A 12,856-nucleotide genomic window follows, 5' to 3' on the forward strand; every position below is an offset into this window, starting at 1 on the left:
AAGCGGACGAGACGACGACAGGATCGCGACCATGAACGCCCTGATGCACGCCACCTTCGGCATTACCGATTTCTGGACCTACCTGCTGGGCACGATCTTCATCGTGCTGCTGCCGGGGCCGAATTCGATGTACGTGCTGTCGGTCGCCGCGCAGCGGGGCGTGCGCGCCGGCTATCGCGGCGCCTGCGGCGTGTTCCTCGGCGACGCCATCCTGATGGTGCTGTCGGCCGCCGGCGTGGCCTCGCTGCTCAAGGCCAGCCCCGGGCTGTTCTACGTGATCAAGTACATCGGCGCCGCCTATCTGGCGTGGATCGGCTTCCAGATGCTGCGCGGCGCGCTGCGCAGCTGGACCGGCCACGGCAAGGGCGCGCAAGCCGCGGCGGCGGAGCAGGGCGAGGGCGCGCGACAGGCCCAGGGGCAGGTACAGGCGCAGGTCACCGACCCGACCAACCCGTTCCGCAAGGCGCTGCTGATCAGCTTGCTGAACCCCAAGGCGATCCTGTTCTTCGTCTCGTTCTTCATCCAGTTCGTCGATCCGCAGTTCGCCTATCCGGCGCTGTCGTTCGCCGCGCTGGGGCTGGTCTGCCAGGCCTGCAGCTTCGCCTACCTGACCGCCATCATCTTCGTCGGCGCGAAGCTGGCCGAGGCCTTCCGCCGCCGGCGCAGGCTGTCGGCCGGCATGGCGAGCGGCGTGGGCGCGATGTTTATCGGCTTCGGCGCCAAGCTGGCGACGGCCACCCTGAACTGAATTTTGATATCCGGCGCGGTGCGCCTGCTCCCAAGCGAGCGCGGACCGGCCGACAAAGAGAGCGTGCAATGCCAAAACGCACAGACATCCAGAGCATCCTGATCATCGGCGCGGGCCCCATCATCATCGGCCAGGCCTGCGAGTTCGACTATTCCGGCGCGCAGGCGTGCAAGGCGCTGCGCGAGGAAGGCTTCAAGGTCATCCTGGTCAATTCGAACCCGGCGACCATCATGACCGACCCGAACACCGCCGATGTGACCTACATCGAGCCCATCACCTGGGAAGTGGTCGAGCGCATCATCGCCAAGGAGCGTCCCGATGCGATCCTGCCGACCATGGGCGGCCAGACCGCGCTGAACTGCGCGCTGGACCTGCACCGCCACGGCGTGCTCGACAAGTACAAGGTCGAGCTGATCGGCGCGTCGCCCGAGGCGATCGACAAGGCCGAGGACCGCCAGAAGTTCAAGGACGCGATGACCAAGATCGGTCTCGGTTCGGCCAAGTCCGGCATCGCCCATTCGATGGAAGAGGCGCTGGCCGTGCAGTCGCAGATCGCGCGCGAGACCAACACCAGCGGCTATCCGATCGTGATCCGCCCCTCGTTCACGCTGGGCGGCACCGGCGGCGGCATCGCCTACAACCGCGAGGAATTCGAGGAGATCTGCAAGCGCGGCCTGGACCTGTCGCCGACGCGCGAGCTGCTGATCGAGGAATCGCTGCTGGGCTGGAAAGAGTATGAGATGGAAGTGGTCCGCGACAAGAAGGACAACTGCATCATCGTCTGCTCGATCGAGAACCTGGACCCGATGGGCATCCACACCGGCGACTCGATCACCGTCGCGCCGGCCCAGACCCTGACCGACAAGGAATACCAGCTGCTGCGCAATGCCTCGCTGGCGGTGCTGCGCGAGATCGGCGTCGATACCGGCGGCTCGAACGTGCAGTTCTCGATCAATCCGAAGGATGGCCGGATGATCGTGATCGAGATGAACCCGCGCGTGTCGCGTTCGTCCGCGCTGGCCTCGAAGGCGACCGGCTTCCCGATCGCCAAGGTCGCCGCCAAGCTGGCCGTCGGCTACACGCTGGACGAGCTGAAGAACGAGATCACCGGCGGCCAGACGCCGGCGTCGTTCGAGCCGTCGATCGACTACGTGGTCACCAAGGTGCCGCGCTTTGCCTTCGAGAAGTTCCCGCAGGCCGACAGCCACCTGACCACGCAGATGAAGTCGGTGGGCGAGGTGATGGCGATGGGCCGTACCTTCCAGGAATCGTTCCAGAAGGCGCTGCGCGGCCTCGAGGTCGGCGTCGACGGGCTGGACGAGAAGTCGACCGACCGCGACGAGATCGTCGAGGAGATCGGCGAGGCGGGCCCGGACCGGATCTGGTACGTCGGCGATGCGTTCCGCCTGGGCATGTCGCTCGAGGAGGTGTACGCCGAGACCGATATCGACCCGTGGTTCCTGGCCCAGATCGAGGACATCGTCAAGACCGAGGCCCAGGTCAAGGCCCGCACGCTGGACAGCCTGTCGGCCGCCGAGCTGCGCTACCTGAAGCAGAAGGGCTTCTCCGACCGGCGCCTGGCCAAGCTGATGAAGACCGACGCCAAGGCCGTGCGCCAGGCGCGCCTGGCCAGCAACGTGCGGCCGGTCTACAAGCGCGTCGATACCTGCGCGGCCGAATTCGCCACCAACACCGCCTACATGTACTCGACCTACGAGGCCGAGCATGGCGAGTGCGAGGCCAACCCGACCGACAAGCGCAAGATCATGGTGCTGGGCGGCGGCCCGAACCGGATCGGCCAGGGCATCGAGTTCGACTACTGCTGCGTGCACGCGGCGCTCGCGCTGCGCGAAGATGGCTACGAGACCATCATGGTCAACTGCAATCCGGAGACCGTGTCGACCGACTACGACACCTCCGACCGCCTGTACTTCGAGCCGCTGACGCTCGAGGACGTGCTCGAGATCGTCGACAAGGAAAAGCCGGTCGGCGTGATCGTGCAGTACGGCGGCCAGACCCCGCTGAAGCTGGCGCTGGATCTGGAAGCCAACGGCGTGCCCATCATCGGCACCAGCCCCGACATGATCGATGCGGCCGAGGATCGCGAGCGCTTCCAGAAGCTGCTGCAGGAGCTCGGCCTGCGCCAGCCGCCGAACCGCACCGCGCGCGCGGAAGACGAGGCGCTGAAGCTGGCCGAGGAGATCGGCTATCCGCTGGTGGTGCGCCCGTCGTACGTGCTGGGCGGCCGCGCGATGGAGATCGTGCATGAGCCGCGCGACCTCGAGCGCTACATGCGCGAGGCGGTCAAGGTGTCGAACGACTCGCCGGTGCTGCTCGACCGCTTCCTCAACGATGCGATCGAGTGCGACGTCGATGCGCTGTGCGATGGCAAGCGCGTCTTCATCGGCGGCGTGATGGAGCATATCGAGCAGGCGGGCGTCCACTCGGGCGATTCGGCGTGCTCGCTGCCGCCGTACTCGCTGTCGCAGGCGACCGTCGACGAACTGAAGCGCCAGACCGCCGCGATGGCCAAGGCGCTGAACGTGGTCGGCCTGATGAACGTTCAGTTCGCGATCCAGCAGAAGGACGGCCAGGACATCGTCTACGTGCTCGAAGTGAACCCGCGCGCCTCGCGCACGGTGCCGTACGTGTCGAAGGCCACCGGCCTGTCGCTGGCCAAGATCGCCGCGCGCTGCATGGCCGGCCAGTCGCTGGACGAGCAGGGCATCGGCGACGAGGTGGTGCCGCCGTACTACAGCGTCAAGGAAGCGGTGTTCCCGTTCAACAAGTTCCCTGGCGTCGATCCGGTGCTCGGGCCCGAGATGCGTTCGACCGGCGAGGTGATGGGCGTGGGCAAGACCTTCGGCGAGGCCCTGTTCAAGAGCCAGCTGGCGGCCGGTTCGCGCCTGCCGGAACGCGGCACCGTGCTGCTGACCGTCAAGGACAGCGACAAGCCGCACGCGGTCAGCGTCGCCCGCATGCTGCACGACATGGGCTATCCGCTGGTGGCGACCCGCGGCACCGCGTCGGCGATCGAGGCGGCCGGCATCCCGGTGCGCGTGGTCAACAAGGTCAAGGACGGCCGTCCGCATATCGTCGACATGCTGAAGAACGGCGAGCTGGCACTGGTGTTTACCACGGTCGACGAGACCCGCACCGCGATCGCCGATTCACGCTCGATCCGGATCTCGGCGCTGGCCAACCGCGTGCCGTACTACACGACCATCGCCGGCGCCCGCGCCGCGGTCGAGGGCCTGAAGCAGATGCAGAACCTGGAGGTCTACGACCTGCAGGGCCTGCACGCCTCGCTGGCCTGATCCCGGTCCGAGCCCGAGCCCGGGTTCGGCCATCGGGTCCCGATGCGCCGGACCCCCGCGTCCGCCGGTGTTGATGCCGGCGGACGTCTTGTCCTAAACTAACGGGAATTTCGGCGGCCTGCCGGCCGAAAAAGAAGCGATACGAAGCAATACGAAGCAATATCCGGTATTGCAACGGTATCGCAACGCATTACCGAATATTCCCTGGTAGTCACCAACGAACCTAAAAGCCGCGGTTGAGCGGAGGTGTGCCGGCAAGACCGCTGCGCACATCGCCCGCTGCGCTGCGGCTCATTTTTTTGCCTGACGAAGACATGAGCACCATTCCGATTACCAAGCGCGGCGCAGAACTCCTGAAAGCGGAGCTGCAACGCCTGAAGGCCGTCGAACGTCCCGCGGTGATCAATGCCATCGCCGAGGCGCGCGCGCAGGGCGATCTGTCGGAAAACGCGGAATACGACGCAGCCAAGGAAAAGCAGGCCTTTATCGAGGGCCGCATCCAGGAAGTCGAGGCCAAGCTGTCGGCCGCGCAGATCATCGATCCGACCCAGCTCGATACCGATGGCCGCATCGTGTTCGGCGCCACCGTCGACCTGGAAGACCTGGAATCGGGCAAGTCGGTCCGCTATCAGATCGTGGGCGAGGACGAAGCCGATCTCGACAGCGGCAAGATCTCGGTCAGCTCGCCGATCGCGCGGGCGCTGATCGGCAAGTTCGAGGGCGATGTGGCGACCGTGCTGGCCCCCGGGGGCGAGCGCGAGTACGAAGTCATCACCGTCCGCTACATCTGAGGCGGCGCGCGCCGTGGTCTCGCCGTCCTCTCCGCTGCCGGGCCCGGCGTCCGCCGGCCAGCCGCTGCTGCCCCACCGGCTGTTCCTGCTGCTGACGGTGATCTGGGCCGGCAGCCTCTGGACGATCGGCTACCTGGTCGCCCCCACGCTGTTTGCGGTGCTGCCGAGCCGCGAAATGGCCGGCATGCTGGCCGGACAGCTGTTCCGCACCGAGGCCGTGCTCGGCGTGGTGATCGGCGTGCTCCAACTGGTGCTGTGCAACGTGATGATCCGGCGTGGCGCCACGCGCTACCGGGCGCTGCGCTGGCTGGTGCTGGGCATGCTGTGCTGCGTGCTGATCGGTTATTTCGGGCTGCAGCCCTTCATGGAGAGCCTGCGGCACAAGGCGCAGGCGATGGGGCTCGGCGTGTCCGAGTCGCCGTTCCGCGCGCGCTTCGGCATGCTGCACGGCATCTCGAGCGCCTTCTATCTGCTGCAAAGCGTGATGGCGCTGGTGCTGGTCTGGCGTCTCGCCGGCCGGCGCACCGTGGCGGAGGACTGAAGGGGCTTCCCCGCTGGGCGGTTTTTTGCCCCTCTCCGCTTGCGGGAGAGGGGGAGCACGGCACGGATCAGCCCAGCGACTTCTTCTTCTGGCTGGCCTGGCGGCTGCGGGCGCGCTTGACGTTGCCGCCGGCGGTCACGCGCTCGTTGCCGAGCACACGGACCTCGTTGCGGGTCGGGCGGCCGCCCGGCTTGGCGGCGGGCTTGCGCACCGTGACGGTGCGCGGTGCCGCGCCGCGGCGAGCCGTGGTCATGCGGCCAAGGTCTTGCGGCTGGTTTTCCTTCAGCCGCGCCGGGCCGGGACGCCAGACCACCAGCAGCTTGCCGATGTGCTGGATCGGGGCGGCGCCAAGTTCATCGCAAATCGCTTCGTAGATGGCGATGCGGGTGTCGCGCTCGTCGCCGAACACGCGGATCTTGATCAGTTCGTGGGCCGCGAGGCTGCGGTCGATCTCGGCCAGGACGGCACGGGTCAGCCCCTCGGCGCCGATCATCACGACCGGGTTCAGGCCGTGGGCACGGGAGCGGAGTTCGGAGCGCTGGGCGGGATTCAATTGAAGGGCAGGCATAGTCAGGCAGGAATAGGGGCGACGCCGGTAAAGGCGGCTGCGAAGTCGGCTGGAAATTCGGCCGGTAAGGCCTCTTACGTCGCAAGGGCGTCGCAACGGCGCGTATTATCCGTCAAACCGTCACGGTCTGGCGGCGAAATCACGAGAAATGGCCAAGAACAAGTTCAGGCAGTCGTGGCTGCACGACCATATCAACGATCCCTACGTCAAGCTGGCGCAGCGCGAGGGCTATCGCGCGCGCGCGGCCTACAAGCTCAAGGAGATCGACGAGCAGGACAAGCTGATTCAGCCGGGGCAGGTCATCGTCGACCTGGGCGCGGCGCCGGGCAGCTGGAGCCAGTATGTGCGCAACAAGCTGGCGGCCTCGCCCCGGGCGCGGGAAGGGCATATCGACGGGGCGGTGGTCGCGATCGACCTGCTGCCGATGGAGCCGGTCGCCGACGTGACCTTCATCCAGGGCGACTTTCGCGAGGAGGCGGTGTTCCGCCAGCTCGAGCAGATCGTGCTGGAGGCCTCCGGCGGCAACAAGATCGACCTTGTTTTGTCCGATATGGCCCCCAATTTGTCCGGTGTAGCCTCGGCCGATGCGGCGCGCATCGAATATCTGTGCGACCTGGCGCTCGAATTCGCCCAGGCCCATCTGAAACCCGATGGCGCGTTGCTGGTAAAGTGCTTCCACGGCAGCGGCTACAGCCAGATCGTCGAAAAGTTCAAGCGCCAGTTCAAGGTGGTCGCCAAGCGCAAGCCGAAGGCCTCGCGGGACAAGTCCTCCGAAACCTTCATTCTGGGGCGGCACCTGAAGTCGCCGGGCTGAAGTTGCCCGGCTGCGTGGCGAAAGCCGCCGGACCGCCCGGCACGGGGCCCGGGCACTGCCCATGGGCCGAAGCCGGGCACCATTTGAGCCGTTGCCGGTCTGATTGTCGTCCCGCATTGGCCTACGGGCTATCGGCCGCTAGCGCTATCGCTATCGGTCCGATAGGGATGCTTTTCGCCCCCGGGGCGGCGCTGCATTACAATGCAATGCAGCTATCGTTGGCAAGGCATTCGCAAAGGAGTTCGGCCTTGAATAACAACCTGTTTCAAAAGGCGGCAATCTGGCTCGTGATCGCGCTGGTGTTGTTTTACCGTCTTCAAGCAGTTCGACAAGCCCCGTGCGCAGGAAAGCGTCACCTATTCGCAGTTCATGGATGACGCCAAGAACGGCAAGGTGAGCCGCGTCGACGTACAGGGCCGAAACCTCGTGGTGACGCCCAAGGAAGGGCAGAAATACACCATCATCTCGCCTGGCGACATCTGGATGGTCGGCGACCTGATGAAATACGGTGTCCAGGTGACTGGCAAGGCCGATGACGAGCCGAATGTGCTGGTCCAGGCCCTGTACTACCTCGGACCGACCCTGCTGATCATCGTGTTCTGGTTCTACATGATGCGGCAGATGCAGGGTGGCGGGAAAGGCGGCGCCTTCTCGTTCGGCAAGTCGCGTGCGCGCCTGATCGACGAGAACCAGAACGCGGTCACCTTCCAGGACGTCGCCGGCTGCGACGAGGCCAAGGGAAGAAGTGGTCGAGCTGGTCGACTTCCTGAAGGACCCGCAGAAGTTCCAGAAGCTGGGCGGGCGCATTCCGCGCGGCGTGCTGCTGGTCGGCCCTCCGGGCACCGGCAAGACGTTGCTGGCGCGTGCCATCGCCGGCGAGGCCAAGGTCCCGTTCTTCAGCATCTCGGGCTCGGACTTCGTCGAAATGTTCGTCGGCGTGGGCGCGGCCCGCGTGCGCGACATGTTCGAGAACGCCAAGAAGCAGGCTCCCTGCATCGTGTTCATCGATGAAATCGACGCGGTCGGCCGCCATCGCGGCGCCGGCATGGGCGGCGGCAACGACGAGCGCGAGCAGACGCTGAACCAGATGCTGGTCGAGATGGACGGCTTCGAGGCGAATTCGGGCGTGATCGTGATTGCCGCGACCAACCGTGCCGACGTGCTGGACAAGGCCCTGCTGCGTCCGGGCCGCTTCGACCGCCAGGTCTTCGTCGGCCTGCCGGACATCCGCGGCCGCGAGCAGATCCTGAAGGTCCATATGCGCAAGGTGCCGATCGGCAACGATGTCGACGCGTCGGTGATCGCGCGCGGCACGCCGGGCTTCTCCGGTGCCGACCTGGCCAACCTGGTCAACGAGGCCGCGCTGTTCGCCGCCCGCCGCAACAAGCGTGTGGTCGACATGCAGGACTTCGAGGACGCGAAGGACAAGATCTACATGGGTCCGGAGCGCAAGTCGACGGTGATGCGCGAAGAGGAACGCAAGGCGACCGCCTACCACGAGTCGGGCCATGCGGTGGTGGCCAAGCTGCTGCCCAAGGCCGACCCGGTGCACAAGGTCACGATCATGCCGCGCGGCTGGGCACTGGGCGTGACCTGGCAGCTGCCGGAGCATGACAAGTACTCGAAGTACAAGGACAACATGCTCGACGAGATCGCCATTCTGTTCGGCGGTCGCGCCGCGGAAGAGGTGTTCCTCAACGCGATGAGCACCGGGGCGTCCAACGACTTCGAGCGCGCCACCAAGATCGCGCGCGACATGGTGACCCGCTTCGGCATGAGCGACACGCTGGGCACGATGGTCTATGTCGACACGGAGCAGGAAGGCCTGTTCGGCAAGATGTCGTCCAAGTCGGTGTCGGAAGTCACGCAGCAGAAGGTCGACGGCGAGATCCGCCGCATCCTCGACGAGCAGTATGCGCTGGCCAAGCGCCTGCTCGAAGAGAATCGCGACAAGGTCGAGGCCATGACCGCCGCGCTGATGGAATGGGAAACCATCGATGCCGACCAGGTCAACGACATCATGGCTGGCAAGCCACCGCGTCCGCCGCGCGGCATGCCGGGTGCCAGCGGTGGCGGCACGCCGCCGTCGGGCGGTTCGCCGGTAACGCCGTCGAACGCGCCGGCCGCGGCCTGATCCGAGACCGTCCGAGACTGTCCAGTCAAAGGATGATGGCAGCGCTGCGCGTCACGCGCTGAGCCTCGCAAAGCCGGTGCCCCAGGGCACCGGCTTTTTTCGTCCCGGCTTTCGTCCCGGCTTTCGTCCCGGCTTTTGTCCCGACTTCCCGCTACCACCTCGTCTGACTTCCCCGCTTATTCAGGACCGCAACTTGTCGACCTCGTATTTCCAGTGCGGGCGCTATCGCTTTGCACGCGACCGCCGCCCGCTGGTCATGGGCATTCTCAACGTGACGCCCGACTCGTTCTCCGACGGCGGCCAGCATGCGAGCCGCGACGCGGCGCTGCGGCATGCCGAGCAGATGATCGCCCAGGGCGTGGACATCATCGATATCGGGGGCGAATCGAGCCGGCCCGGCTCGGCGTCGCTGCCGCTGGAGCAGGAACTGGCGCGGGTGCTGCCCGTCGTCGAGGCGCTGCGCGACTGCGGCAAGCCGCTGTCGATCGATACCTACAAGCCCGAGACCATGCGCGCCGCGCTGGCGGCCGGCGCCGACCTGATCAACGACATCTGGGGCCTGCGCATGCCGGGCGCGCTCGAGGCGGTCGCGGCAGCCGAGGCGGGCAATGCGGGCCTGTGCGTGATGCACATGCAGCGCGACCCGCAGACGATGCAGGAGGCCCCGCACTACGACGACGTGGTCGGCGAGGTCCGCGATTTTCTGCGCGAGCGGGTCGATGCGCTGCGCGCGGCCGGCATCGACGACAGCCGCATCGTGCTCGACCCGGGCTTTGGCTTCGGCAAGACCGCGGATCATAATCTGCGCCTGCTCGGCGAGCTGCCGCAGCTGGCCGTCGATGGCCTGCCGCTGCTGGCAGGGCTGTCGCGCAAATCGACGCTCGGCGCGATCCTTGGCGGACGGCCGCCGCAGGAGCGCGTCGCGGCCAGCATCGCCGCCGCTGTGTGCGCGGCCGAACGCGGCGCCTATATCGTGCGCGTGCACGATGTGCAGGCGTCGGTCGATGCGATCAAGACATGGTGGGCCGTGCGCCAGCAGCGCCTGGATGCCGCGGGCTGACGCCGGCACCGCCACCCCTCACATCAGCAAACACCTGGAACCCGAATCAGAACAGGGAGAACGATCGGATGACACGTAAATATTTCGGCACTGATGGCGTGCGCGGCAGGGTCGGCGAGGCGCCGATCACGCCGGACTTCGTGATGCGGCTAGGCTATGCGGCCGGGCGCGTGCTGGCGCTGGGCCAGCCAAGCGTGCAGGGCAAGCCCACGGTGCTGATCGGCAAGGACACGCGGATCTCCGGCTATATGCTGGAAGCCGCGCTGGAGGCGGGCTTTACCGCGGCCGGCGTCCATGTGCTGCTGACCGGTCCGCTGCCGACGCCGGGCATCGCCTATCTGACCCGCGCGCTGCGCCTGGCGGCCGGCGTGGTGATCTCGGCCAGCCACAATCCGTATCACGACAACGGCATCAAGTTCTTCTCGGCCACCGGCGACAAGCTGCCCGACGACGTCGAACTGGCGATCGAGGCGGAGCTCGAGGCGCCGATGCATTGCGTGCCGTCCGACCAGCTGGGCCGTGCCCGCCGGATCGACGATGCGGCAGGGCGCTACATCGAATTCTGCAAGAGCACCTTCCCGTACGACCGCGACCTGCACGGCCTGAAGCTGGTGGTCGACTGCGCGCATGGCGCCGCGTACCACATCGCGCCGCATGTGTTCCACGAGCTGGGCGCCGAAGTCGTGTCGATCGGCAACCAGCCCAATGGCCGCAACATCAACGACGGCTACGGCGCCACCGCGCCGGCCAAGCTGGTCGAGGCGGTCAAGGCCAACGGCGCGGACCTCGGCCTGGCCTTCGACGGCGACGCCGACCGGCTGCAGGTGGTCGACGCCGACGGCCGGCTCTACAACGGCGACGAGCTGCTGTACGCGATCGTGCAGGACCGCATCGCCTGCGGGCAAAGCGTCCCCGGCGTGGTCGGCACGCTGATGACCAATATGGCGGTCGAACTGGCCCTGCAACGCCAAGGCGTCGAGTTCGTGCGGGCCAAGGTCGGCGACCGCTACGTACTGGAAGAGCTGGGCAAGCGCGGCTGGACGCTGGGCGGGGAGGGCTCCGGCCATCTGTTGTGCCTGGATCGTCACTCGACGGGCGACGGCATCGTGTCGGGCCTGCAGGTGCTGGCGGCGCTGCGCCGCAGCGGCAAGACGCTGGCGCAGCTGCTCGACGGCGTGTCGCTGTTCCCGCAGACGCTGATCAATGTGCGCGTGCAAAAGGGCTTCGACTGGCAGAGCCATGCCGGCCTGCAGGCCGCGCGCGCCGAGATCGAGCCGGCGTTGGCCGGCAAGGGCCGGGTGCTGATCCGCGCTTCCGGCACGGAGCCGGTGGTGCGGGTGATGGTCGAGGCCGAGCAGGCCGAGACTGCCGAGCAGGCGGCCCGCAAGCTGGCCGACGCGCTGGCGACCTGACACCGCGCAAGGCAGCAGCCTACCCTGGAACGCCCGGCCCCGGCCGGGCGTTTTTCGTTGTCCCGCAGCCGGCCGAGGCCGCCGGCAGCCCCCGGCCCCCCCAGCCCCCCTCAGCCCCCAGCCCCCAGCCCCCAGCCCCCCAGCCCCCCAGCCCCCCAGCCCCCCAGCCCCCCAGCCCCCAGCCCCCCAGCCCCCAGTCCCCAGTCCCCAGTCCCCCCAGCCCCCGGCCCCCGGCCCCCGGCCCGCCGCCCGCCGCCCGCCGAGGGCCGATCGCTACCTCCGATGCCCGTCCGAATACGTGCCCAAATGTCCGCTTAAATGTCTCTTCAGAGAAATTTTCGCGATGTCATGGAACTGTCATAGAGCCCGCATACAGTTCGGGATGTCAAAAAACTGACATTCCCAACCATGTTCTCTGGAGGACATATGAAGCTGGTCAAGACTGCCGTTGCGGGCATCGTTTCGATGGTGGTAGCAGGCTCCGCATTCGCGGCAGAAATTACCGGTGCAGGCGCTTCCTTCCCGGCGCCCGTCTATTCCAAGTGGGCCGACGCATACCAAAAAGCTACGGGTAACAAGGTCAACTATCAATCGATCGGCTCGTCCGGCGGCATCAAGCAGATCAACGCCAAGACGGTCGATTTCGGTGCTTCCGACGCCCCGCTGAAGGACGAGGAACTGGCCAAGCAAGGCCTGGTGCAGTTCCCGACGGTGATCGGCGGCGTGGTTCCGGTGATCAACCTGCAAGGCATCAAGCCGGGCGACCTGACCATCACCGGCGAAGTGCTCGCCAACATCTACCTGGGCAAGATCAAGAAGTGGGACGATCCCGCGATCAAGGCGCTGAACCCGGACGCCAAGCTGCCGAGCCAGGACATCCTGCCGGTGCGCCGCGCCGACGGTTCGGGCACCACCTTCATCTTCACCAACTACCTGTCGAAGGTCAGCCCCGACTGGAAGAGCTCGGTGGGTGAGGGCACCACGGTCAACTGGCCGGGTGGCGGCACGGGCGGCAAGGGCAACGAGGGCGTGGCCGCCTTCGTGCAGCGCCTGAATGGCGCGATCGGCTACGTCGAGTACGCCTACGCGAAGCAGAACAAGATGACGCACGTGAAGATGAAGAACGCCGCGGGTGCGGTGGTCTCGCCGAGCGACGACGCGTTCAAGGCTGCTGCGGCCGGCGCCGACTGGAGCAAGTCGTACTACCAGATCCTGACCAACCAGCAGGGCAAGGAAGCCTGGCCGATCGCCGGCGCGACCTTCATCCTGGTGCACAAGAACCAGGAAAAGCCGGCGCAGGGCGCGGAAGTGCTGAAGTTCTTCGACTGGGCGTACAAGAGCGGCGCCAACATGGCGAGCGAACTGGACTACGTGCCGATGCCGGAGTCGGTCGTCAACCAGATCCGCGCGACCTGGAAGAACAGCATCAAGGACGCGTCGGGCAAGGGCCTGTACTGATCGTCTGTCGATG

The 12,856-nt window shown here is 66.6% G+C and carries 9 protein-coding genes and 1 pseudogene; 9 read left to right on the forward strand and 1 reads right to left on the reverse strand.

Features of this window, described 5'->3' with window-relative positions:
- Window positions 1–31: 31 nt before the first annotated feature.
- The 4 genes from leuE (at window position 32) to OJJOAM_RS15070 (ending at window position 5,397) form a co-directional block, all read left to right on the forward strand.
- Complete coding sequence (gene leuE, locus OJJOAM_RS15055) at window positions 32–748, forward strand: leucine efflux protein LeuE (protein WP_422648418.1); 717 nt, start codon at window positions 32–34, stop codon at window positions 746–748.
- A gap of 68 nt (window positions 749–816) precedes the next feature.
- Window positions 817–4,065 (forward strand): carbamoyl-phosphate synthase large subunit, encoded by a 3,249-nt coding sequence (gene carB, locus OJJOAM_RS15060; RefSeq protein ID WP_422648419.1) that lies wholly within the window; start codon window positions 817–819, stop codon window positions 4,063–4,065.
- Between the two features lie 314 nt (window positions 4,066–4,379).
- A complete protein-coding gene (greA, locus tag OJJOAM_RS15065) occupies window positions 4,380–4,856 on the forward strand; it encodes a transcription elongation factor GreA (protein WP_149319831.1) in 477 nt (158 codons plus the stop codon).
- 67 nt (window positions 4,857–4,923) lie between these two features.
- A complete protein-coding gene (locus OJJOAM_RS15070) occupies window positions 4,924–5,397 on the forward strand; it encodes a DUF4149 domain-containing protein (protein WP_422649610.1) in 474 nt (157 codons plus the stop codon).
- A 67-nt stretch (window positions 5,398–5,464) separates the two neighbouring features.
- Here the strand turns inward: OJJOAM_RS15070 and OJJOAM_RS15075 are convergent, their stop codons facing one another.
- Window positions 5,465–5,965: a YhbY family RNA-binding protein gene (locus OJJOAM_RS15075; protein ID WP_422648420.1), complete on the reverse strand. Its 501-nt coding sequence runs from the start codon at window positions 5,963–5,965 to the stop codon at window positions 5,465–5,467.
- 148 nt (window positions 5,966–6,113) lie between these two features.
- Between OJJOAM_RS15075 and OJJOAM_RS15080 the strand changes: the two genes are divergently transcribed.
- The 5 genes and pseudogenes from OJJOAM_RS15080 to pstS all read left to right on the forward strand — a co-directional run bounded on the left by OJJOAM_RS15080 (window position 6,114) and on the right by pstS (window position 12,843).
- Complete coding sequence (locus tag OJJOAM_RS15080) at window positions 6,114–6,779, forward strand: RlmE family RNA methyltransferase (RefSeq protein WP_149319833.1); 666 nt, start codon at window positions 6,114–6,116, stop codon at window positions 6,777–6,779.
- Between the two features lie 248 nt (window positions 6,780–7,027).
- Window positions 7,028–8,913: pseudogene (ftsH, locus tag OJJOAM_RS15085) on the forward strand (ATP-dependent zinc metalloprotease FtsH).
- A gap of 193 nt (window positions 8,914–9,106) precedes the next feature.
- Window positions 9,107–9,973, forward strand: a complete 867-nt coding sequence (gene folP / locus OJJOAM_RS15090; RefSeq protein WP_422648421.1) for a dihydropteroate synthase — start codon at window positions 9,107–9,109, stop codon at window positions 9,971–9,973.
- Between the two features lie 68 nt (window positions 9,974–10,041).
- Complete coding sequence (gene glmM, locus OJJOAM_RS15095) at window positions 10,042–11,385, forward strand: phosphoglucosamine mutase (protein WP_422648422.1); 1,344 nt, start codon at window positions 10,042–10,044, stop codon at window positions 11,383–11,385.
- Window positions 11,386–11,811: 426 nt separating this feature from the next.
- Entirely contained in the window at window positions 11,812–12,843 is a 1,032-nt protein-coding gene (pstS, locus tag OJJOAM_RS15100; protein WP_422648423.1) for a phosphate ABC transporter substrate-binding protein PstS, read from the forward strand.
- Window positions 12,844–12,856 lie beyond the last annotated feature (13 nt).

The sequence above is a fragment of the Cupriavidus sp. H18C1 genome, assembly GCF_049311595.1.
In the GTDB taxonomy this organism is placed as follows: Bacteria; Pseudomonadota; Gammaproteobacteria; order Burkholderiales; family Burkholderiaceae; genus Cupriavidus; species Cupriavidus cauae.

Coding starts and splice junctions, on each gene's coding strand:
- OJJOAM_RS15080 (WP_149319833.1), top strand. CDS start 6,114: ATGGCCAAGAACAAGTTCAGGCAGTCGTGGCTGCACGACCATATCAAC.
- pstS (WP_422648423.1), top strand. CDS start 11,812: ATGAAGCTGGTCAAGACTGCCGTTGCGGGCATCGTTTCGATGGTGGTA.
- OJJOAM_RS15075 (WP_422648420.1), bottom strand. CDS start 5,965: ATGCCTGCCCTTCAATTGAATCCCGCCCAGCGCTCCGAACTCCGCTCC.
- greA (WP_149319831.1), top strand. CDS start 4,380: ATGAGCACCATTCCGATTACCAAGCGCGGCGCAGAACTCCTGAAAGCG.
- glmM (WP_422648422.1), top strand. CDS start 10,042: ATGACACGTAAATATTTCGGCACTGATGGCGTGCGCGGCAGGGTCGGC.
- leuE (WP_422648418.1), top strand. CDS start 32: ATGAACGCCCTGATGCACGCCACCTTCGGCATTACCGATTTCTGGACC.
- carB (WP_422648419.1), top strand. CDS start 817: ATGCCAAAACGCACAGACATCCAGAGCATCCTGATCATCGGCGCGGGC.